Below are 20,750 nucleotides of genomic sequence, written 5' to 3'. Positions count from 1 at the left end.
GCTCGACCCAGGAGAGGTGCCCGGAGCGGTTTATCGGGGCCGGTTTCGATCGGCGGGTTAACGCCTACGCAGGTTCAAATCCTGCCCTCTCCGCGTGACAACTGAATAGCTCGGTCTAGGAGAGGTGCCCGGAGTGGCTTATCGGGGCCGGTTTCGATCGGCGGGTTAACGCCTACGCAGGTTCAAATCCTGCCCTCTCCGCTTCGCGACTGTTGTGAACGGACGGGATTCGATGACTGAGACAGACCAAGTGAAATCCGCCCTTCTGCGCTTTCCCGGCGTCGCACGCGCGCGTGTCGACCGATCCGAAACGGGTCGGCTGATCGCGCGCGTCTTGCCGTGGGGCAGGCCCTCCGGCAACGCCGAGACCGGCGCGCTGAGCGAGTTGGCCGAGATCTCCCCGACCGAGACGCGCTTCCTGCACGACGAGATCTTCGTCGCCGAGTCCTACCTGCAGGGCGGCGTCGTCCTGCGGGAGGACGCGATCGTGTTCGACGTCGGGGCCAACATCGGCATGTTCACCCTCTTCGTCGCCGCGCGCTGCCCGTCGGCGAAGGTGTTCGCCTTCGAGCCGGTCCCCGAGGTGTTCGAGCGGCTGCGGACCAATGTCGAGGGACGCGGCATCCCGGCGCGGCTCTTCGAGATCGGACTGTCCGAACAGGACGAGCGGATCCGCTTCAACTTCTACCCCGAGATCTCGATCATGTCGTGCCGCGCGGACTACGCCGCGTTCGACAACGAGCGCCATCTCATCCAGACCTATGTCGACCACGAGCGGGCCGCGGGCCCCCAGGGTCGCGAGACCCACCTCGACGCGGTCGAGGCGATCCTCGCCAAGGACTTCGAGTACGACGAGCGCAAGTGCGTGCTGCGCCGGACCTCCGCGGTGATCGACGAGGTCGCCGTGCCGGTGATCGACCTGCTCAAGATCGACGTCCAGCGGGCCGAACTCGACGTCCTGCGCGGCATCGACGCCGCCCACTGGCCGCTGGTCCAGCAGGTGACCATGGAGGTCCACGACGAGCCGGGCCTGCCCACCGCGGGCCGGGTCGACACCGTGCGCGGGATCCTGGCCGAGCTGGGCTTCGACGTCCAGGTGACCGAGCCGAAGATGCTCGCGGGCAACGGCCGGTTCTCCGTGCAGGCCATCCGCCCCGGCTACGCCGACGACCCGCGCCCGGTCGTCGCCGCGGTGGGCAACGGTCGCCCGCTCGACGGCGCCGAGCTGCGGACCTGGCTGGCCGAACGGCTGCCAGCGGACCTGGTGCCCGACGAGGTCGAGGTCGTCTCCACGCTGGTCTGAGCCACAAAGCGAAACACCCCCTGCCGCGCGCGGCAGGGGGTGTTTCAGTTGGTACTCAGTGGCGGGCGTCGTCGCTGACCTTGGCCAGGAAGCGCGCGACCTCGGCGTAGGACTGCCACACCGAGACCTCGACGTAGGGGATGTCGTTGCGCTGGCAGTACTCCATGACCAGCGGGCGCACCCGACGCAGGTTCACCCGCGGCATGCTGGGGAACAAGTGGTGCTCGACCTGGTAGTTCAGGCCGCCGTAGACGAAGTCGGTGAAGCGGCTCGACCGGATGTTGCGGGAGGTCAGGACCTGCCGGTGCAGCCAGTCCAGCTCGACGTCGTCGCGGTAGACCACCATTCCCTTGTGGTTGGGCGCGAACACCATCCCGAGATACACGCCGAACACCGCCTTGTTGACCAGGATGAACACCACCGCCGTCACCGGCGACAGCACCGTGAACACGGCGGTGAGGTAGAGCGCGGCGTGCAGGAAGATCAGGCCCAGCTCCAGGCGGACCTGGCGCAGGATGCCCGCCTTGGCCGCGCGGAACCCCGACATGTGCAGCCGCCACGCCTCGTGTCCAAGTAGGACGAAGAACATCACCGACTGGAACCGGATGATGAACCGGCCGAACGCGGTGGTGGACTTGGCGGGCAGCTCGTCGACATCGAAGATCACCGGGCGGCGGATCGTGTCCGGGTCCTTGTCGAGGTTGTTCGGGTTGTTGTGGTGGCGGTTGTGGTGGTTCACCCACCACCCGTAGGACACCCCGAGCAGCACGTTCATGTGCAGCATGCCGAGGAACTCCGACCGCCGCTTCGACGTGGTCACCTGCTTGTGCCCGACGTCGTGGGCCATGAATCCGGTCTGCACCAGCGCGATCGCCAGGGCCACGGCGGTGAGCAGCTGCCACCACGAGTCGCCGATCAGGAAGAACGCCACCTCGCAGCCCGCCAGCAGCGCGAAGGTGGCGATCGACTTGGCCACGTAGTAGCCGGGCCGAGGGGCGGTCAGGCCCGCCTGTTTCGCCAGCCGCGACAGCTCATCGAAGCTGCCGGTAGGGGAGAGGGTCAGGGAACCCGGTTGGGCGGGCATGAGGTCTCCTCGAAGGTGTGGGTCAGGCGCCGGCCAGGACAAGAACCGCGTTCTGGCCGCCGAAACCGAAGGAATTGCTGATCGCGACCCGCATCGGCAGCGTGCGGGGAGCGCCCGCGACCACGTCGACGTCCACGCCGGGGTCGATGTCGACCAGGTTGGCGGTGGGCGGCACCACGCCGTGCTGCAAGGCCAGCGCGGTGAAGCACGCCTCGATCGCCCCGGCCGCGCCGAGGGTGTGGCCGGTGACGCCCTTGGTCGAGGTGACCACGGGGCGGGCGCCGAGCACCTTGCGCAGCGTGGCCGCCTCGGTCACGTCGCCGACCGGGGTGGACGTGGCGTGGGCGTTGACGTGGTCGACCTCGTCGGGCAGCACACCCGCGTCGGCCAGGGCCGCCCCGATGGCCAGCGTCGCGCCGACGCCGTCGGGGTGCGGGCTGGTGGCGTGGAACGCGTCGGCCGACGCGCCGTAGCCGAGCAGCCGGGCGCGGACGCGGGCGCCGCGGGCAACCGCGTCGGCGGCCCGCTCCAAGACCAGCACGCCCGCGCCCTCGGCGATGACGAACCCGTCCCGCGCGGTGTCGAACGGCCGCGACGCACGCGCCGGGTCCTCGTTGCGGGACAAGGCTTTCATCTTGGCGAAGGACGACACGATCGTCGGCGTCGAGCTCGACTCGGCGCCGCCGGTGATCACCACGTCGCAGGCCCCGGACCGCAGCAGGCCCATCGCGGTGCCGATGGCGGTTGCCCCCGACGCGCACGCGGTCGCGGTGGCGAAGTTGGGGCCACGCGCGCCGTGGTCGATGGCGATGTACCCGGCGGCCATGTTGACCCCGAGCATCGGGATCAGCATCGACGAGACCTCGACCGGCCCGCGCTCGCGCAGGTTGGTGTGCTCCCGCTCGAACGTGCCGATCCCGCCGATGGCGGTGCCCAGCACCACCCCGACCCTGGCCCCGTCCCACGTGCGCGGGTCGAGGCCGGAGTCGGCGATGGCCTGCCGCGCGGCGGCCATGGCCAGCTGCTCATAGCGGTCCAGCCGCCAGGCCAAACGCTTGCCCACCTGCTCGTCCGGGTCGAACCCCGGCACTCGGCAGCCGAAGTCCACCGGCAGCCCGGCCAGGCCGGGGTCGGCCGCCGCGGCGGGTTCCGCGCGCAGCAGCCTGGCCCAGTTCTCCTCGATCCCGATGCCCGCCGGGGTCAGCAGGCCGATCCCGGTGACGGCGATGTCGGCCGCCATCAGACGAGGGCTTTCTTCCGCTCGATCAGGGTGACGACGTCGGCCATGGTGAAGTCCTTGCTGATCTCCTCCTCGTCGATGGCCACGCCGAACTCCTTCTCGGCCATCAGCGCGAACTCGACCAACGCCAGCGAGTCGACATCGAGTTCGGCGAGGGTGACCTCGGCGCCGACCTCCTCGGCGCCGACGCCGAAGCTGGCCACGAGCAGCGTCCTGACCTGGTCGAGGGTGACGTCCATGATGATCTCCTTCTGTCCACAGTGGAATAGCGAGGGGTTCAGACCGCGGTGATGGCGGGCCAGCGCAGGGCGGTGGAGCCCCAGGCGAGCCCGCCGCCGAACGAGGTGAGCAGGACCCGGTCGCCCGGCCGGATCCGGGGGGCGGCGTCGGACATGGCCAGCGGGATCGACGCGGCGGCGGTGTTGCCGACCCGGTCGATGTTGCTGACCAGGCGTTCGGCGGGCACGTCGAGCGCGGCGCCGAGCGCGTCGATGATGCGCTGGTTGGCCTGGTGGCCGATGACCCAGTCGACGTCCTCGGTGCGCCAGCCCGCCTCGGCGAGCACAGCGCGCGCGGAGGACGACATGCGTTGCACGGCGTGCTTGAAGGTCGCTTTGCCCTGCATGGTGAAGAAGAGGTCGCGCGGGTCGTCGGCCAGGCGCTGCCGGGACCCGCCCGCCGGGATCATGACCAGGTCGGCATGGTCGCCGTCGCTGCCGAGGTCGAACGGCCCCAACGCGCCCGGTTCGTCTGGCTCGCCCGCGCGCAGCACGACCGCGCCCGCCCCGTCACCGAAGATCATCGCGGTGCCGCGGTCGGTCGGATCGAGGATCGTGGAGAACGCGTCGGCGCCGATCACCAGCACGTCACCGGCCACGCCCGCGCTGATCAGGCCTGCGCCCGCGGCGAGCGCGTAGACGAATCCGGCGCACACCGCGCCGATGTCGAAAGCGGCCACGCACGGCAGGCCCAGCCGCGCGGCGACCTCCGGCGCCGACGCCGGACACGGCCGGTCCGGGGTCGTCGTGGCGAGCACGACGGCGCCCACCTCGGTCAGGCCCGCCGACTTCAGTGCCCGCGCGCCCGCCTCCGTGGCCAGGCCGACCGTCGACATCCCCTGGTCGATCCAGTGCCGCCCGGAGATGCCGGTCCTGGTCTGGATCCACTCGGCGCTGGTGCCCAGCCGCGGCGCGATCTCGGCGTTGCCGACCACCCTGGGCGGCAGCCAGCCGCCGAGACCCGCCAAAACCGCGGCGGCGCCATGATTGCCTGCCCTCATGACACTGACCCTGACCAGTCGCGCCAAGCCCGCGGCCCGATGCCCGCGGCAGGCTGAGCCTCAACGGCCAGGTGCATGCCGCCGCCCCAGTCGCCGCTGATTCGCCCGAGCGACGGGAAGCGGGCTACGTGGCCGTCCGGCCCGACGCCTGCCGCGTTCACCCCCGCGCCGCACATCTCGCGGCCCCTTGTCGGCAAGCCGCTCGCGGTCACCTCGCGGCCTCTTCCAGGCCCATGTCGGTGAGGCGCTTGCGCTTCATGTCCGTCGACCAGCGGTCGGCGGTCTCCAGCCGCTCTTCCGGCGTGGTGTCGATCAAGCGCCTGCCCGGCCAGATCTCGTAGTCGCCCACGACGGCGGCGTGCTCACGCAGCCCCTCCTGGAACAGCTTCTCCCGCCGCAGCACCATCTCGTGGGTCGGCAGCTCGCTCCACAGCTTCATGCCGCGCTGGATCAGCTCCAGCACCCTGGCCCGGTCGCCGGGATGGTCGATGAGGTGCTGCTTGGCGATGGCCGCGCCGACGGTCAGGTGCCGGATCTCGTCGATGCCCGCGCCCTTGTCGATGTCGGCGGCGGCCGGGTCCAGCGGGCGCCACTTGCGCTCGCTCAGCTCGGCGGCGGGCGCCAGCGCCCCTTCGAGGATGATCGTCATCATCACGACGCCGCCGATGAAGTCGCGGTCGTCGCGCATGATCTCCAGCGCCATCTGCTCCAGCGGTTCCAGCACCGAGTCCAAATAGGACCCGGCGAACGCGGGGATGGCCTCGGCGAGGCGGTCGGCCGGGGTGCCCAGAGCGACCAGGTGGTTGCGGAACACCATCGCGTGCCTGCACTCGTCGAACACCTGGGTCGTGTAGAACTCCATCGTGTCGGTGTCCGGCGCGATGGGGATCAGGTACGCCAAGCCGCGCGTCGCCTTCTCCTCGGCCACCGAGCGGAAGGCGTACTCCTGGGTGATCGCCGCGTACAGCGGGCCCGACTTCATGTGCTCCGGCACGACCAGGTCCGGGTCGTGGCCGTCGGGCCTGCCGCGCAGCGTGCCCTCGGGAACGGCGTTGAGCCAGTACCGCAGGTTGCAGTCCTGGGCGGTCATCTCCAGGTCCATCGCGCCGTCGATCAGGCTCGGCGCGGTGTCCCAATCGGCCTCTCGCGGGACCTGGATCGGGATCTGGGTCGGGATGTGCGCGGTCATGTGTCCTCGCTCTCGATGGCTCCCCGGTGCAGCGCGCCGGCGAAATACAGCAGCGGTGTGCGGCCCGGCCCGTCGCCGAGCCCGGCCACGGTGGCCACCACCAGTTCGTGGTCACCCGCGGCGATGACCTCGTGCGGCCTGCAGTGCAGCCAGCACACGGTGTCCGACAGCCGGGGCACGCCCGCCTCGCCCGCGGTCCAGCCGACACCGTCGAACTGGTCGGCGCCGCGAGCGCGGCTGGCGAAGCGGCGGGCCACCGATTCCTGGTCGCTGGCCAGCACGTTGACAGTGAACGCGCCATGGTCACGGATCAGGCCGAGCACCCAGCTGCCGCGGCGCAGGCAGATGGACACCAGCGCCGGTTCTCTTGACAGGAAACAGAAAGTGCTCACGGTGGCGCCGCGGGCGGTCGCACCCGCGCCCGCGGTCACCACCGAGACGCCGGTGGGGAACCGCTGCGCCACGGTCCACACGGCCTCGGCAACGGAACTGGTCACCCCGTCAGCACCTGTTCCGCCACGGCCGACGGCGCGGGCGCGCTCGCGCTGGCCGGGGACTCCACCTTCTCCCGCAGCTGCGCGAACGCGGGGTGCACGACCGGCTCGAAGGTCACCGAGAACGGCTTGAGGAAGTTGCCGAACAGCGCCCGGTCGCCGCACAGGTGGATCGGCAGCGCGAGCAGCGCCCACTCCGGCCCGAAGGCCAGCGACCACACCAGGGCGACCGCGGCCTGGGTGACCAGGCTGTGCATCGTGTTGTAGAGGACGTAGTAGACCTTGGAGATCTGCTTGGTCGTGCTGCGGTGGAAGGCGATCGCGCCCGGGATGTAGCCGATCAGGTCGATGTAGAGGAACAGCCCGGCGAAGACGAACCAGTTGATCTCGCCGATGTGGTCGACGAACAGGTACATCGACAGGGCGAGCGCGGCCAGGTACTCCAGCCGGATCAGCCGGTAGGTGGTCTTGGAGTCGAACAGGTTCGCGGCGTCCATCAGGGGTCTCCTTAAACGGTGCCCGGTAACGCCGGGACGGTGGCGGTGGCGTCGGAGTAGCCTGCGGCGCCGGTGGCCGCGGCTTGGGCGGCGATCGCGGTCGGGACAGTGTCGAGATCGGTGAGCGCCTCGGCGCCTTCGAGCACGTCGATCGGGCCGAACAGCCCGCCGAGCACCTGCACCGCGGCGCGCTTGATCACCCGCTCGGCGATGGGGTCCATGAGCCCGGACAGGCTCTCGATGCCGAAGTCGTAGGTGACCTCGAACCGCACGTCGGACCCGCCATCGGCCACGGTCACTTGCCAGGCGCCGCGGAAGTCGTCGAAGTCGCCGTCGCTCTGCTCGAAGTCGATGCGCAGCCGCTCGGCGTCGAACACCTCGGTCTCGTGCCAGCGCATGATCCCGCGGCGGAAGTTGACCTCCCAGTACGTCTCCTGACGGGTCCCGGGCGGCCCGGTACGGGCCTGCCGGACGTCGTCGGCGAGTTCGGGGTAGCGGGCGAAGTCGGACACCGCGGTGTAGGCGGTGGCCGGGTCGGCGGGCACCCGGACCAGCAAGTGGATGGATCTCATCGCAAGTCTCCTTTTAGGGCGTGTCCTGTGGATCACGGTGGGCGGGATCCGTGATCCGCGTGGTTCCTGGCCGCGCCGCAGGGGCGGTCGCGTACTGGTTGTCCGTGGCCGTTCCTGCGGTGCGGTCAGGGGCCGCGCGGGCGCGGATAGCGCCCGCCGTGATCCGCAGGACACGCCCTAGGACACGACCGCGCGGGCGGCCCGGTCGAAGGCGTCCAGCAGCATGTTGACTTCGCTGTCGTCGAGAATCGCGGGGGGAGTCAGCCGCAGCACCGCGGGCGAGTTGAGCGAGTGGTTGGCCACCACGCCCGCCGACAGCAGCTCGATCAGCAGGTCGCCCGCGAGCCCGTCGACGGTGAACTCGATCCCGATCAGCAGGCCGGCACCGCGCACCTCGCGGACCCGGTGGCCCAACACGGACTCGGCGATCTCGGCCAGCCTCGGCCGCAGCCGCGCGCCGAGGTCGGCGGCCTTCTCGACCAGGCCGTCCTCCTTGATCGCCGCGATGGCGCCTTGGGCGGCGGCCATCGCCAGCGGGTTGCCGGAGAACGTCGAGGTGTGGATGAACGGGTCCTTGTCGAACGGCCGGAACGCCGCCGCCGTGGCGACCATCGCCGACACCGGCACCACGCCGCCGGACAGGCCCTTGCCCACCAGGAGCACGTCCGGGGTCACCCCGGCGGCGTCGGCGCCCCACCAGCGGCCGACTCGGCCGAGCCCGGTCTGGATCTCGTCCAGTACGAACAGCGCGCCGTGCACCCGGCACAGCCGCTCGACGTCGCGCAGGTAGCCGTCGGGCGGGAGGATCACCCCGGCCTCACCCTGGATCGGCTCCACGATCACGCAGGCCGAACCCGGGTGGGCCCGCAGCACCTGTTCGAGTGCCTCCGCGTCGCCGAACGGGACGTGCGAGACCTCGGGCAGCAGCGGCCGGAACGGGGCCTGGAAGACCTCCCGCGCGGTGACGCTCAACGCGCCGAGCGTCTTGCCGTGGTAGCCGGACTCCATGGACACCAGATGCCGCTTGCCTTGTGCCCGCGCGAGTTTGATGGCGGCCTCGACCGCCTCCGCGCCGGACCCGGCGAAGTACACCCGCTCCAGACCCGCGGGCGCCACGCCGACCAGCGCCTCCGCGGCGTTGGCCAACTCGGGTTCGAGCAGCAGCCGTGAGGCGATCGGGTTGGTGTTGATCTGGCGGATCACCTCGGTGACCACGCGCGGGTGGCGGGCCCCCATCAGGAACACCCCGTACCCGCCGCAGTTGAGCAGGCTGCGCCCGGCGGCGGTGTGCAGCCACGCGCCCTCGGCGGCGACCTCGACGTCACCGCCGAACATCTCGCCGAGGGCGGCGCGGCCCTTGCTCACGAACGTCCGGTACTTCTCGGCGACGTCCCCCGGCGCGATCTCGATCACGTCACTGGACGGCCTGGTGGGCTCAGTGGTTGGTGGGACTGTGGTGGGTTTCGGCGCCGGAGGAACCGTGGTCGGCTCCATGCCGGGGGACGCGGTGGTCGTGGCGGTCACTCGACCACCAGCGGCTCGCCGCCGTAGTAGCCGAGCATCCCGTCGATCATGCTGGTGCGTGACGGCGGGTGGAACGCGATGGCCTGCGCGGCGGCCGACAGGTAGGCCACGTCGGAGGAGGACACGAACGCCATGCCGCCCAACAGCTCCACGGCCTGCCCGACGATGTCGCGGATGAGGTCCTGCACGGTGAACCGGCTGGCCAGCGCCTGCGCCAGGCAGTCGTTGTCCATCTCGCCGTCCATCAGCCTGCGGGCCAGGCCCTCGACCAGCGCGGCGGCGGACTCGACGCGCACGACCAGGGCCGCCCGGTCGGACGCGGTGCCGCGCTTGGCGGCCAGCACGCGGTCGACCAGCGCGCTGGCGATGCCGGTGTAGGTGGCGCAGACGGTCATCTCGAACCAGATCAGGCCGACCTGCTGCAGTTCGCTCAGCTCGTCGAGCAGATCGGCGGGCGGCTGCAGGATCTGGGCGTCGGTGACCTTGACGTCGGTCAGCCTGACCTCGTCGCTCTGCGCGCCCGCCAGCGCGAAACTGCCCCAGAACGGGACCACGCTGATGCCGGGAGTGTCGGCGGGCAGCATCAGGAAGCCCATCTCCACGGTGCCGTCCTCGCGGCGCATGCCGACGCTGCCGGTGAACAGGTCCATCGACCGCGACAGGCTGCACGGCTTCTTCGACCCGGAGATCAGGTAGCCGCCGTCGACCGGCCGGGCCTCCATCGTGGGGGCCAGGATGCCCTGCTGGGTGCGGCCCTCGGCGAAGCCGGAGGCGACCAGCCAGCGCTTCTCGGCGATCTGCTTGAGCATCATGTCGTCGAGGTCGGTGCCCTGGCCGAAGGACTCGGCCACCCCGAACAGGGTGCCGACGGAGAAGTGGTGCATGGCGGTGGCCACCGCCATCGACGGCGCCGCCGCGGCCAGCGCGCGCACCACCCTGGCGGCCTGCAGCGCCGAGGCGTCCAGGCCCCCGTAGGCCGCGGGGACGACCAGGTTCGTCCCGCCGTGCGCGCGGAACAGCTCGATCGCCGGGTTCTTCTCGCTCTCCAGCTCGGCGAGCGGGACCTCGGCGATGGCGCTGAGCAGCCCGGGCAGCAGCTCGTCACACGTGAGCCGGTCAGCCTCCATGAACCGCATTGGCTTGCCTTCCTGTCAGGAATTGGGTGTACGCGTCGAACACCGCGGCCCGGGGACGGATCCCCGCCGCGACGCTGATGCCTTGCAGGCGGGAGGTGCGCAGCATCGGGTAGTTCGCCTCGCCGAACGCGCCGCCGGTGCGGCCGGGGCCGCCATGGGTCGGCAGGAACGGCAGGAAGCCGATATGGGAGTCGTTGACCTTGAGCAGCCCGCAGTTGGTGATCCGGTTCACGAACTGTTCGACCACGGATTCGTCGGTGGCCCACAATGAATTGCGCAGGCCGTAGGGATTGGCGAGCACGTGCGCCAGCATCGCGTCCAAAATGGACTCGTCAGATCCTGGTTCGCACACGATGATCGGCAGCAGTGGGAAGAACGTCTCGAACCGAACGGCGTCGATCTCCCGGCCGCGTTCGATCCCGTCGACCCGCAGCACCGTGGGTTCGAGGAACATGCCCGTGTCGGACGGGGAGCCGTCGGTCTCCAGCCGCCTGCCGCCGTGCACGATCTCGGCGCCTTTGCCGAGCGCGTCGCGGATGAAGGCGAAGAACTTCTCGCTGCGCAGCACCGGGGACAGCAGGACACCGGGCTCCTCCGGCGGTCCCGGCCGGATCTGGCCCGCTGCCACCTGTAGCCGGTCGAGCAGCTCGTCGGCGACGGCGGGGTGGACGAGGACCTGGTTGGGCACCATGCAGATCTGGCCGGAGCCGAAGAAGCACTCGGTCAGCGCCTCGGTGGCCAGGTCCAGGTCGGCGTCGCGCCAGACCACGACGCAGTCGTTGCCCGCCAGCTCAAGGATCACCTTGGTGCCGTGCTTGGCCGCGTCCTGCTCCAGTTTGAAGCCGGTCTCCACGCTGCCGGTGTAGAAGACGGAGTTGACCAGCGGGCTTTCCAGCCAGTTGCGGATCGCCGGGCTCGGCCGCGAGCACAGCACGTTGAGCGTGCCGGGAGGCGCGCCCAACTCGTCGAGCGCGGGCGCGACCAGTTCGCGCATCGCGTACATCACCCCGAGGGGCGCGCTGCGCGGGGCCCGCACCACGACCGCGTTCCCGGCCAGCAGCGCGGTGATCCCGAACAGCGCGCTGGCCGCGGGCGCGTTCTGCGGCGGGTTGATCGCCACCACGCCGTCGGGCACCCGGCGCAGGCGCAGGATCCGCGAGCCGAGTCGGATCTGGTGTTCCATCTGGGTGGCGCACCAGCCGATGGTCGTCTCGCCGAAGGTCTCCAGCAGGCCCGCGACCTGCCACTCCGCCAGCGCGCGCGGCGTTCCCTCGGCGATGAGCACGTCGACGAACTCCGCGTGCTTCTCCTCCAGCCGCTTGCGGATGCCCGCGGCCAGCGACAGCCGCACCGCCAGCGGGGTGGCCGCCCAGCCCGGCGCCGCCGCCGCAGCGGCCTCGGTCGCCGCGGCGATGATGTCCTCGTCGGCCATCGCGCAGCGCCCGACGACGAAGTCGGCCGCGTCGGCCGGATCGACCGCGCCCTGTTCCAACCGCCGCTTGAGGGTCAGCGCCTCGAAGACGTCGGCCAGCACCGCCGACGTCGTGACCGTGTAGACGTATCGGCTCGACGGCACCTGTGCGCCCCCGACATACGAGTCGTATGTCGTCACCGATCGCATCAATTCAGTTCCCCTTTTCTTGGACGCGGAGAACCAGTCCGCGGCGCCGAAGCTAACAGCACGATCGGATAAGCCGCTGACGCTGCGCTGATTGCTGACGCGGTGCTGACACTGCGCTATTCGCCGGTTTCCTCCCGGCGCCGCGGCTGCTTAGCATGTGCCACGTCCGATGCCGCGTTAATAGCCGGACAATTCCCGAAACCCTGACGTGGAGGCACTCGGTCATGACGCCCGACCTGACGATCGCGGAGTTGGTCGACCTGCCCGTGGTCGAGCGCAGGGAAGCGCTGGAGGCCGCGCTCGAGCCGGAGTTCCGGCACGCGCTGCTGATGACCGAGGACGACGACCTGCCGCACGACCAGAGCTTCTTCGACCTCGGGCTGACCTCGCTCGGGCTCACCGACCTCAAGCAGCGGCTCGAACGGCTCCTCGGCTGCGAGATCGACGCGAACGTGCTGTTCAACAGCCCGACGCTGGAAAGCCTGCTGACCTACCTCGTCGACCTCGTCGATCAGAACTAGGGGAGATATGTCCACGGAGTCCTTGGCCGAAACGCCGCCTGGAGGAGGCGTGTCCACCGAATCCTCGGCCGAGTTGGCCGCGGCCCGCGCCACCATTCGCGAGCAGGACGAGGTCATCGGCAGGCTGCTGCGGGAGAAACACGAGCCGATCGCCATCGTCGGGCTCGGCCTGCGCTTTCCGGGCGACAACGACACCCCGGCCGCGCTCGCCGAATTCCTGGACCAGGGCGGAGTCGGCACCGGGCCATTTCCGGCGGACCGGTGGGACGTTTCCGCATTCGCCGCCGAAACCGCGGAAAAGGGTCGGATCAACTCGTCCGGCGGCGGTTTCCTGACCGGGATCGATGAATTCGACGGACCGTTCTTCACCATCTCGCCCAAGGAGGCGCGCTGCCTGGACCCGCAGCAGCGCCTGGTCCTGGAGACCACCTGGGCGGCCCTGGAGCACGCCAACATCGACCCCACCCGGCTGCGCCACGGCACCGGCGGGGTCTACTTCGGCGCGAGCTCGATGGACTACGCCCTCGAACTCGGCGCGCTGGCCGACGAGGACCTTGACGGCTACCTTGCCGCGGGCATCCTGCACGCGGGCGTGTCCGGCCGGATGTCCTACTTCCTCGGGCTGCGCGGCCCGTCGATCACCCTCGACACGGCTTGCTCGGCCTCGCTGGTCGCGCTGCACCTCGCGGTGCAGGGCCTGCGCGGCGGCGAGTGCGAGATCGCGCTGTGCGGCGGCGTCAACGCGATCCACCACCCGCTGAGCACCGCCTTGCTGTCGGACATGCGGGCGCTGGCCGCGGACGGGCGGTGCAAGACCTTCGACGAGTCCGCTGACGGCTACGCCCGCAGCGAGGGCTGCGGAGTGCTTGTGCTCAAACGGCTTTCCGACGCCGAACGTGACGGCGACACCGTGCTCGCGCTCATCCGCGGTTCCGCGGTCCGGCAGGACGGCGAGAGCGCGGGGCTGACCGCGCCCAACGGAACCGCGCAGGTCGCGCTGATGCGCGCCGCGCTCGCCAACGCCACGCTGACGCCCGCCGACATCTCCTACGTCGAGGCGCACGGCACCGGGACCCCGCTGGGCGACCCGATCGAGATGGCCGCGCTCGACGAGGTGTTCCGGGACTCGCACACCGCCGACGACCCGCTGTTGGTGGCTTCGCTGAAGACCAACATCGGCCACATGGAGGCCGCCGCGGGTGTCGGCGGCGTGATCAAGACCGTGCTGCAGCTCCAGCGCGCCACGGTCTACCCGCACCTCAACATCGACACACCTTCCGGGCGAATCCCGTGGGACACCTACCCGGTGCGGGTGCCAGACAAGTCCGAGCCGTGGCGGGCACCGGTCCGCCGGGCCATGGTCAACTCCTTCGGCTTCGCGGGCACCATCGCCTCCGTCGTGCTCGAACAGGCCACGGTGTCCCCTCGGCAGGCCGCGCCCGCCGACGCCGGGGGAGTGTTCACCGTGTCGGCCAAGTCGGCCCCGGCGCTGGCCGACCAGCTCCGCGGCTACCAGCGCCTGCTGGCAGACGAGCCGGACCTGGCCGTCGCCGACCTCTGCTACACCGCCAACGTCGGCCGGGCGCACTTCCGGCACCGGATCGCCGGGGTGGTTCGCGACCGCGACGACCTCGCCGCGCTGCTGGCGCGTTCGGCGGAGACGGAGTCGACCGCGACGGCCGCGCGCAAGGTCGCGTTCCTGTTCACCGGACAGGGCGCGCAGTACGCGGGCATGGGCGCCGGGGCCTACCGGCGATACCCGGCCTTCGCCGCCGCGCTCGACGAGTGTGACCGGCTGCTGACCCCGCTGGTCGGCCGGTCGGTCAAGGACCTGGTGCTCGACCCGGCCGCGCCCGACCTGGACGAGACCCGATACACCCAGCCCGCGCTGTTCGCCGTGGAGTACGCCACCGCCAAGCTCTGGCTCTCCTGGGGCGTACGCCCGACTGTCCTGATAGGACACAGCATCGGCGAGGTGGTCGCGGCGACGATCGCCGGTCTGTTCAGCCTGGCCGACGCCGCACGGCTCGTCGCGGCGCGCGGCAGGCTGATGGGTTCGGTGCGGTCGCCGGGCGGGATGGTCTCCGTGCCTGCGGCCGCCGAAGACCTGGCCGACCTGGTCGACGCGTACCCCGATGTCGCCGTCGCGGCGGTCAACGCACCCGGGCAGACCGTGTTGTCCGGCGGCGAGGCGTCGCTCACCGAGATCATGGCTGCCTTGGCGGACCGTGAAGTGACGGCGAAACGGCTGACCGTGTCGCACGCGTTCCACTCGCCGCTCATGGCCGAGGTGGTCGACGAGTTCCGCGCCGCGATCGCCGACGTCGACTTCCGGCAGCCCGAGGTCACCCTGGTCTCCACGGTCACCGGCCAGGTCGCCCGGTGGCGCGAACTGGCCGACGTCGACTACTGGGTCCGCCAGATCGTCGCCCCGGTCGACTTCCTCGGCGCGGCGCGGGCGGCACAGAAGCGCGGCAAGCACGTCTTCATCGAGGTCGGCCCCGGCTCTACGCTGACCTCGCTGGCCAAGCGGTGCGTCACCGCGACCGACCACGCCTGGCTCACGAGCCTGCGCCGGTCCGATGTGGACGCCGAGTCGCTGCCCGCCGCGGTCGCCAAGGCCTACGCGGCGGGCTTGGCGGTGTCGTGGCCCGACTTCCACGCCGGGGCCGTCCACCGCAAGGTCGACTTGCCGACGTATCCGTTCGAGCGCAAGAAGTACTGGCTCGCCACTCCCGCGGACACACAGTCCGAGCGCACGCCCGCGGCGTCGGCGCCCAAGGCCGAGCCCGCTCGGCTCGACCCGGAGGTGCTCGCCGACCCGTTCCGCCGCCGCCCGGCCGTCGAAGACCTCATTCAGCGGATCCTGGCCGCGGCCATGGACTTCGCCCACCCCGGCGAGGTCGGCCTCGACGCCGAGTTCGGGGACCTGGGCATGGACTCGCTGGTCGCCACCGAGCTGCGCAACGCGCTGATCGCCGCGCTTCCCGTGCCCTGTCCGGCTTCGGCGGTGTTCGACCATCCGTCGGTGCGCAAGCTCGCGGGTTTCCTGGAAGACCAGTTCGTCTCAGAGAGGATCGGATAGCGCGATGGTGCAACCGGAGCTGATCACCGAGATCACCGGCTTCCAGGCCGCCGCTCGACCCCGGCATGTGGCGATCACGTGCGAGGGCAGAGAGGTCACCTACGAGCAGCTGCACCTGGGCAGCAACCGCACCGCGAACGCGCTGCGGGCCTGTGCGCTCGCGCCGGGGGCGCGGGTGGCGTACCTGGGCAAGGAATCCGAGCGGTACTACGACATCGCCTTCGGCTGCGCCAAGAGCGAGACCGTGCTGGTGCCGGTCAACTGGCGGCTCACCGCCCCCGAGGTCGAACACATCCTGCGCGACTCGCGGGCCGAGTTGCTGTTCGTCGAGCGGGAGTTCCTCGGCGTGGTCGACCGGGTCAAGCCGTCGCTGCCGAATCTGCGACTGGTGGTCGAGTTGGACACCGAGGACCGGCGCGGCGGCGGGTTCGAGGAGTGGTGCTCCGGCCAACCGACTCTCATTTCGCTTCCGCGCATCACCCCCGACGCGCCGTTCGCGCAGCTCTACACCAGCGGCACCACCGGCCTGCCCAAAGGCGTGGTGTTGCCGCACCGCAGCTTCTTCACCCTTCGCGACACCATGGCCGCCCACCAGCTCGACTGGTTCGACCTGCGCCCGGAGGACCGCAGCCTGATCGGGCTGCCCGGCCTCAACACCGCGGGCCTGTCCTGGGCTATGCAGGGCTTCACCGCGGGGGTCACCAACGTCGTCATGCGGATGTTCGTGAGCCAAGAGGCCGTGGAGCTGATCCGCACGCTTGGCGTCACCACGACCTTCGTCGCGCCGACCATGCTGGCGATGATGTTCGCCGAGCCCAACGCGTCCAGGGAAGCGTTCGTGTCGATGCGGCGGATCGTCTACGGCGGCTCCCCGATCTCGCAGACCCTGCTGCGCCAGTGCTTCGAGATGATCGACGGCGAGTTCCTGCAGGCCTACTCGGCCACCGAGGCGGGTAACGCGGTGACGCTGCTGCCCGCGGTCGACCATGTGGTCGGCAGCAAGCTGCTGGCCTCGGCGGGCAAGCCGTGCCCGGACGTCGAGCTGAAGATCATCGACAGCGCGGGCGACCCGGTGCCAGACGGCGAGGCGGGCCAGGTGTGCGTGCGCACCCCCGCGGTCATGCTCGGCTACTGGAACCAGCCCGAGGCCACCGGCCGCGCCATGGTCGACGGGTGGCTGCGGATGGGCGACACCGGCTATCTCGACGACGGCTACCTGTTCCTGCTCGACCGGCTCGACGACACGATCATCGTGGCCGGTCAGAACGTGTACCCGGTCGAGGTGGAGAACGCGCTGGCCTGTCACCCGGCGGTGGCCGACGTCGCCGTCGTCGGGATGGAACACGAGCGCTGGGGCGAGGCGGTGCACGCGTTCGTGGTGCTGCGACCCGGAGCGAAGGCCACCGCGCGGGAACTGATGCTCTCGGTGCGCGGCGGCCTGGCGGACTACAAGGTGCCCACCCACTACGAGTTCGTCGACGCGCTGCCGCGCAACCCCATGGGCAAGGTTCTGCGACGTTCACTGCGCTCAGCGGCCACTTCAACCTGACGGAGAAACTCCATGACGAAAACCGCGGAACCCCTGGCGCTGGACGCGATCCAGCGGCACACCCAGGCGGAGAACCCGAGCGCGTTCCTCGCGTGCAACGACGGCACGACCTACTTCACCGCCGCCGGGCTCGACGGCGTGGTCGCCTACCGCCCCGTCGGCCGCTACTTCGTGCAGTTCGGCGGCCCGTTCGCCGCGGCGGCGGACTATCCGGAGCTGCTGCGCGCTTTCCGCGCGTCGGCCCACGAACAAGGCTGCAAAGTCGTCGCGGTGCAGTTGCAGCGCCACGACGCCGAGCTTTACGCCGAAGCGCGTTTCACCGTCAACCAGGTCGGCGCCTCCTACGCCATCGAGCTGGCCGAGTTCTCGATGGACGGCACCCGGTTCATGCGGCTGCGCAACAAGATCGCGCGCGCGGGCAAGGCCGGCTTGCAGGTGCGCGAGGTCGACTTCGACGAGTGGTCGTCGGCGATCGACGAGCTGGACCGGACGTGGCTGCGCAGCAAGGGCGAGGACACCAAGGAACTGGGCTTCCTGGTCGGCCAGCGCGGCGGGGACCTGCAGCCGCACCGGCGCCTGTTCGTCGGCCTGCTCGACGGCAAGCTCGCGGGCTACATCTCGTACTCCCCGGTCTACGGCACCCGCGCGGGCTGGATGCACGACCTGAGCCGCCGGATCCCCGGCAAGCTGCCGGGGATCATGGAGGCGATCAACTCCGCCGCGATCACCCAGTTCACCGCCGAGGGGATCGGCTGGCTGCACTTCGGCTTCACCCCGTTCACCGGCTTGGACGACTCGGTGCAGGTTCCCGGGTTCCACCACGGGTTCAATCAGATGACCAAGCTGCTCTGGGAGTACGGCGAGGCGCTCTACCCGGCCAAGACCCAGCTGGCCTACAAGCAGAAGTGGTTCCCCCACCTCGTGCTTCCCGAGTACCTGGCCTTCGACGGCGAGGCCGACATCGCCGCCTTCGCCCACGTGTTCCGGGCCGCGGGCGCGTTCTGACCACCAGGGAGTCACCGGTGCCGTTTGCCTGAGCGTCGTGGGGATGTTCATGGCTGTCTGCGGCGCGTCCCGATGACCCTGTCGCGTTCTGACCACCAAGGAGCCACCGGTGCCGTTTGCCTGAGCGTCATGGGGATGTTCATGGCCGTCTGCGGCGAGCCCCGATGACCCTGTCGCGTTCTGACCACCAAGGAGCCACACATGTCCGAAGCCGAGATCATGGAGCGGATCGGCGCCGCCTGCCAGAACGTCATGGGGATGTTCATGGCCGTCTGCGGCGCCCCCGACGACCCCGCCGTGGCCGAGCAGGCCAACGGCGCCCTGCGCGAACTGGACGCGCTCATGCGGGCGGTGGCCGGTGCCTGAGCCACGCTGGTTCACCCCCGACCGGCCCGACGCCGAGATCCGGGTGTTCCTGCTGGCCCACGCGGGCAGCGGCGCGGTGGCCTACCGGGGCTGGGACCAGCTGCTGCCCGCCGCCGTCGCCGTGCAGGCGGTCACCCTGCCCGGCAGGCAGGGCCGCCGCGGCGAGCCGCTGCCGACCGACTGGGAGGCGACGGTGTCGGAGCTGCACTCGGCGTTCGTCGCCGAGCTGGACGAGCGACCGTACGCGGTGTTCGGGCACTGTCTCGGCGCGCAGCTGGCCTACCGGCTGGCGGTGCGGATGGAAGCCGACGGCGACCCGGCGCCCTGCCTGCTGGGCATGTCCGGCTGGGCGCCGACCGGCTTCTTCCGCGCGCCCGCCGACCACGAGGACATCCCGATGGCGGACGTGGTCACCTGGATCAGGGACCTGGGCGCCATCCCGGACGTGGTGGCCGCCGACCCGGACATGCTCGACCTGGTGCTGCCGCCGGTGGTCGCCGACTTCCGGCTCGCGGCCGACCACACCGACGACGCGGCCGTGGTCGACTGTCCATTGGTGACCTACGTCGGCCGCGAGGACCCGCTGATGCTGGAGCCCGCGGCGATGCGGTCGTGGTCGGACCGGAGTCGGCGCTACCTGGGCCACCGGGAGTACAGCGGGACCCACTTCTACCTCGACGAGCACAAGGCCGCCGTGATGTCCGACTTCGCGGGCCACCTGACCAGGCTCGTCCCCGTCGGCTAGGGCCTCTTCAAACCCATGACCATCCTGAGTGGATCGGCCGCACTTTGGTCGACCTCTGGCACGGTGATGGCGATCGTGGCGGGTTGGATCGCGGTGGCGCGGCTTCGGTGTTGAGTCGGTATGGGTTGGCTACTCGCGAAGCGTGGTGTGGTTGGCGCGGGTGTGCAGGGCGGGGTGGTGCACGAGGATGGCCTTCTCGTGGTTGCGCAGCGTCCTGGTCGGCTGCACGCCGAGTTCGTCGTCGAGGCGGTGGCGCATCCGCCGGTAGGTGGCCAGGGCCTCGGCCTGGCGGCCCGACCGGTACAGCGCCACCATCAGCTGCTCGCAGAACCGCTCGTTCAGCCCCGACGACTCCACCAACTCCCGCAGCCTGGGGATGATGTCGACGTGCCTACCGGTCTGCAGCTCGGTGTCGAACAGGGTCTCCAGCGCCATCGTCCTGGCCGCCTCGTAGCGGTGGGCGGCGGCCCGGCACAGCGGTCCGCCCGCGACCATCGCGAACGCGGGACCACGCCACAGCGACAGCGCCGACCGCAGCACGTCGGCGGCCTCGGTGGGGTCGGCCGCGGCGATGGCGCGGGCGTGGGCGACCTGGCGGGTGAACGTCGTGGCGTCGAGGTCGGTCTCGGCGACCACGAGGCGGTAGCCGGTGGCCAGGCCGATCAGGCGGGCCGGGTGCTCGTCGGCGATCGAGGTGAGTCTTCTGCGCAGCCTGCTCACGTGCGCCTGCAGTGCGTTCTCCCACTGATCCGGTGGCGTGTCGCCCCACAGTTCGGTCACCAGGGACTCGACCGACACCGGTCGCGACTCGGTGGCCAGCAGGGCGGCGAGCAGGCTGCGTTGCAACGGTCCGCGGATATCGATCTGACGGTGCCCTGACCAGCATTCCAGCGGTCCGAGTACGGCGAATCTTGTCATGGCTTCTTCCTTGTCAGCGGTTTGTCCGTGCCCCTAAAGGTTTAGTCGCGTCGGGCCGTGGCCGTATGCGTGCCGGATACCCGACTTCGTTCCGGATACGACCGGAGCCGGGTGGGGCCGGGGACCTGCCACTACCCCGCCCGACACCCTCACCCACCGTCGATTCACGGCCTCTACCAGGGGTATCGGCGCAACCGTGGGGGCCTCCGATCGGGTGGGTGCCCAGTGGGTGGCGGGGCCGGGAGCGGAAACTGGGTAGAAACTACCGTTGTCAGAAATCAATGCGATTTATGCGCGCCTGCATTAGTTCAGTTGGCGGCCGGGTCGATCAGAATGCCGTCAGCGGCGAGTCAGTCGCCCCTGCGAGGATCGCCTCGGACTTGGGCGCCGACTTTCTGGAGTTGAATTCGTGACGAATCCATTTGAGAACGAGGACGCGGACTACGTCGTCCTGGTCAACGACGAGGGCCAGCACTCGCTGTGGCCCGGCGGGTTCGATGTGCCCGCGGGCTGGTCGGCGGTCTTCGGCCCGGACCGGCGCGCGGCCTGCCTCGACCACGTCGAGGCGACCTGGACCGACCTGCGCCCCAAGAGCCTGGCCTAACCCTCTCCGTGCCTGGGA

The 20,750-nt window shown here is 70.3% G+C and carries 20 protein-coding genes and 2 tRNA genes; 10 read left to right on the top strand and 12 right to left on the bottom strand.

The genetic code is table 11. The features are described 5' to 3' along the window. Positions 1-10: 10 nt before the first annotated feature. From BN1701_RS15175 to BN1701_RS15165, 3 genes are all read left to right on the top strand, one after another. Positions 11-93, top strand: a tRNA-OTHER gene (locus tag BN1701_RS15175). Positions 94-118: 25 nt separating this feature from the next. Then, positions 119-201, top strand: a tRNA-OTHER gene (locus tag BN1701_RS15170). A gap of 31 nt (positions 202-232) precedes the next feature. Next, positions 233-1,303 carry an FkbM family methyltransferase gene (locus tag BN1701_RS15165; RefSeq protein ID WP_054055872.1) on the top strand — a complete coding sequence of 357 codons (1,071 nt, stop codon included), beginning with the start codon at positions 233-235 and terminating at the stop codon, positions 1,301-1,303. Between the two features lie 55 nt (positions 1,304-1,358). Here BN1701_RS15165 and BN1701_RS15160 read toward each other — a convergent pair whose 3' ends face one another. The 11 genes from BN1701_RS15160 to BN1701_RS15110 all read right to left on the bottom strand — a co-directional run bounded on the left by BN1701_RS15160 (position 1,359) and on the right by BN1701_RS15110 (position 11,930). Continuing rightward, the gene (locus BN1701_RS15160; RefSeq protein WP_054049405.1) at positions 1,359-2,387 is read right to left on the bottom strand and encodes an acyl-CoA desaturase; all 1,029 of its coding nucleotides are present in this window, start codon (positions 2,385-2,387) and stop codon (positions 1,359-1,361) included. Between the two features lie 22 nt (positions 2,388-2,409). Next, on the bottom strand, positions 2,410-3,627 hold the full coding sequence (locus BN1701_RS15155; protein WP_054049403.1) for a beta-ketoacyl synthase: 1,218 nt from the start codon (positions 3,625-3,627) through the stop codon (positions 2,410-2,412). Then, the gene (locus tag BN1701_RS15150) at positions 3,627-3,866 is read right to left on the bottom strand and encodes an acyl carrier protein (RefSeq protein WP_054049402.1); all 240 of its coding nucleotides are present in this window, start codon (positions 3,864-3,866) and stop codon (positions 3,627-3,629) included. The genes BN1701_RS15155 and BN1701_RS15150 overlap by 1 nt, the downstream gene beginning before the upstream one ends. Positions 3,867-3,904: 38 nt before the next feature. Continuing rightward, positions 3,905-4,906 (bottom strand): beta-ketoacyl-ACP synthase III, encoded by a 1,002-nt coding sequence (locus tag BN1701_RS15145; protein ID WP_054049400.1) that lies wholly within the window; start codon positions 4,904-4,906, stop codon positions 3,905-3,907. 208 nt (positions 4,907-5,114) lie between these two features. Beyond that, positions 5,115-6,095 carry a hypothetical protein gene (locus BN1701_RS15140; RefSeq protein WP_054049398.1) on the bottom strand — a complete coding sequence of 327 codons (981 nt, stop codon included), beginning with the start codon at positions 6,093-6,095 and terminating at the stop codon, positions 5,115-5,117. Beyond that, a complete protein-coding gene (locus tag BN1701_RS15135; RefSeq protein ID WP_054049396.1) occupies positions 6,092-6,592 on the bottom strand; it encodes a flavin reductase family protein in 501 nt (166 codons plus the stop codon). Before BN1701_RS15135 ends, BN1701_RS15140 begins: the two co-directional genes overlap by 4 nt. Next, positions 6,589-7,086 (bottom strand): hypothetical protein, encoded by a 498-nt coding sequence (locus BN1701_RS15130; protein WP_054049394.1) that lies wholly within the window; start codon positions 7,084-7,086, stop codon positions 6,589-6,591. Before BN1701_RS15130 ends, BN1701_RS15135 begins: the two co-directional genes overlap by 4 nt. Before the next feature lie 11 nt (positions 7,087-7,097). Beyond that, positions 7,098-7,658: a type II toxin-antitoxin system RatA family toxin gene (locus BN1701_RS15125; RefSeq protein ID WP_067520736.1), complete on the bottom strand. Its 561-nt coding sequence runs from the start codon at positions 7,656-7,658 to the stop codon at positions 7,098-7,100. A gap of 177 nt (positions 7,659-7,835) precedes the next feature. Next, positions 7,836-9,182 (bottom strand): aspartate aminotransferase family protein, encoded by a 1,347-nt coding sequence (locus BN1701_RS15120; protein WP_231949604.1) that lies wholly within the window; start codon positions 9,180-9,182, stop codon positions 7,836-7,838. Further along, entirely contained in the window at positions 9,179-10,318 is a 1,140-nt protein-coding gene (locus BN1701_RS15115) for an acyl-CoA dehydrogenase family protein (RefSeq protein WP_054049392.1), read from the bottom strand. The genes BN1701_RS15120 and BN1701_RS15115 overlap by 4 nt, the downstream gene beginning before the upstream one ends. Continuing rightward, a complete protein-coding gene (locus BN1701_RS15110; protein ID WP_197672098.1) occupies positions 10,299-11,930 on the bottom strand; it encodes an aldehyde dehydrogenase in 1,632 nt (543 codons plus the stop codon). The genes BN1701_RS15115 and BN1701_RS15110 overlap by 20 nt, the downstream gene beginning before the upstream one ends. Positions 11,931-12,163: 233 nt before the next feature. On the opposite strand from BN1701_RS15110, the gene BN1701_RS15105 reads away from it, so the two are divergent. From BN1701_RS15105 to BN1701_RS15085, 6 genes are all read left to right on the top strand, one after another. Beyond that, positions 12,164-12,460, top strand: a complete 297-nt coding sequence (locus tag BN1701_RS15105; protein WP_054049388.1) for an acyl carrier protein — start codon at positions 12,164-12,166, stop codon at positions 12,458-12,460. Positions 12,461-12,509: 49 nt separating this feature from the next. Further along, positions 12,510-15,545 carry a type I polyketide synthase gene (locus BN1701_RS15100; RefSeq protein ID WP_054049386.1) on the top strand — a complete coding sequence of 1,012 codons (3,036 nt, stop codon included), beginning with the start codon at positions 12,510-12,512 and terminating at the stop codon, positions 15,543-15,545. A gap of 4 nt (positions 15,546-15,549) precedes the next feature. Continuing rightward, positions 15,550-17,094, top strand: coding sequence for a long-chain-fatty-acid--CoA ligase (locus tag BN1701_RS15095; RefSeq protein ID WP_054049384.1), 1,545 nt, complete (start codon positions 15,550-15,552; stop codon positions 17,092-17,094). A gap of 12 nt (positions 17,095-17,106) precedes the next feature. Next, entirely contained in the window at positions 17,107-18,099 is a 993-nt protein-coding gene (locus BN1701_RS15090; protein WP_054049381.1) for a bifunctional lysylphosphatidylglycerol flippase/synthetase MprF, read from the top strand. 201 nt (positions 18,100-18,300) lie between these two features. Next, a complete protein-coding gene (locus BN1701_RS35580) occupies positions 18,301-18,465 on the top strand; it encodes a hypothetical protein (RefSeq protein ID WP_157367998.1) in 165 nt (54 codons plus the stop codon). Beyond that, on the top strand, positions 18,458-19,210 hold the full coding sequence (locus BN1701_RS15085; protein WP_054049379.1) for a thioesterase II family protein: 753 nt from the start codon (positions 18,458-18,460) through the stop codon (positions 19,208-19,210). Before BN1701_RS35580 ends, BN1701_RS15085 begins: the two co-directional genes overlap by 8 nt. Positions 19,211-19,339: 129 nt before the next feature. Here the strand turns inward: BN1701_RS15085 and BN1701_RS15080 are convergent, their stop codons facing one another. Beyond that, complete coding sequence (locus BN1701_RS15080) at positions 19,340-20,128, bottom strand: AfsR/SARP family transcriptional regulator (protein WP_054049378.1); 789 nt, start codon at positions 20,126-20,128, stop codon at positions 19,340-19,342. A 409-nt stretch (positions 20,129-20,537) separates the two neighbouring features. Between BN1701_RS15080 and BN1701_RS15075 the strand changes: the two genes are divergently transcribed. Beyond that, positions 20,538-20,732: an MbtH family protein gene (locus BN1701_RS15075; protein WP_054049375.1), complete on the top strand. Its 195-nt coding sequence runs from the start codon at positions 20,538-20,540 to the stop codon at positions 20,730-20,732. The last annotated feature ends 18 nt before the right edge of the window (positions 20,733-20,750 follow it).

The organism is Alloactinosynnema sp. L-07, assembly GCF_900070365.1.
In the GTDB taxonomy this organism is placed as follows: Bacteria; Actinomycetota; Actinomycetes; order Mycobacteriales; family Pseudonocardiaceae; genus Actinokineospora.
Note: the sequence above shows the minus strand (reverse complement) of the source record. Positions and strands in the feature narration are given on the sequence as shown.

What these genes read in the sequence shown, in the direction of transcription:
- BN1701_RS15090 (WP_054049381.1), top strand. Translation starts at nt 17,107, where the DNA reads ATGACGAAAACCGCGGAACCCCTGGCGCTGGACGCGATCCAGCGGCAC.
- BN1701_RS15165 (WP_054055872.1), top strand. Translation starts at nt 233, where the DNA reads ATGACTGAGACAGACCAAGTGAAATCCGCCCTTCTGCGCTTTCCCGGC.
- BN1701_RS15080 (WP_054049378.1), bottom strand. Translation starts at nt 20,128, where the DNA reads ATGACAAGATTCGCCGTACTCGGACCGCTGGAATGCTGGTCAGGGCAC.
- BN1701_RS15140 (WP_054049398.1), bottom strand. Translation starts at nt 6,095, where the DNA reads ATGACCGCGCACATCCCGACCCAGATCCCGATCCAGGTCCCGCGAGAG.
- BN1701_RS35580 (WP_157367998.1), top strand. Translation starts at nt 18,301, where the DNA reads ATGTCCGAAGCCGAGATCATGGAGCGGATCGGCGCCGCCTGCCAGAAC.
- BN1701_RS15125 (WP_067520736.1), bottom strand. Translation starts at nt 7,658, where the DNA reads ATGAGATCCATCCACTTGCTGGTCCGGGTGCCCGCCGACCCGGCCACC.
- BN1701_RS15145 (WP_054049400.1), bottom strand. Translation starts at nt 4,906, where the DNA reads ATGAGGGCAGGCAATCATGGCGCCGCCGCGGTTTTGGCGGGTCTCGGC.
- BN1701_RS15150 (WP_054049402.1), bottom strand. Translation starts at nt 3,866, where the DNA reads ATGGACGTCACCCTCGACCAGGTCAGGACGCTGCTCGTGGCCAGCTTC.
- BN1701_RS15115 (WP_054049392.1), bottom strand. Translation starts at nt 10,318, where the DNA reads ATGCGGTTCATGGAGGCTGACCGGCTCACGTGTGACGAGCTGCTGCCC.
- BN1701_RS15095 (WP_054049384.1), top strand. Translation starts at nt 15,550, where the DNA reads ATGGTGCAACCGGAGCTGATCACCGAGATCACCGGCTTCCAGGCCGCC.
- BN1701_RS15155 (WP_054049403.1), bottom strand. Translation starts at nt 3,627, where the DNA reads ATGGCGGCCGACATCGCCGTCACCGGGATCGGCCTGCTGACCCCGGCG.
- BN1701_RS15160 (WP_054049405.1), bottom strand. Translation starts at nt 2,387, where the DNA reads ATGCCCGCCCAACCGGGTTCCCTGACCCTCTCCCCTACCGGCAGCTTC.
- BN1701_RS15130 (WP_054049394.1), bottom strand. Translation starts at nt 7,086, where the DNA reads ATGGACGCCGCGAACCTGTTCGACTCCAAGACCACCTACCGGCTGATC.
- BN1701_RS15105 (WP_054049388.1), top strand. Translation starts at nt 12,164, where the DNA reads ATGACGCCCGACCTGACGATCGCGGAGTTGGTCGACCTGCCCGTGGTC.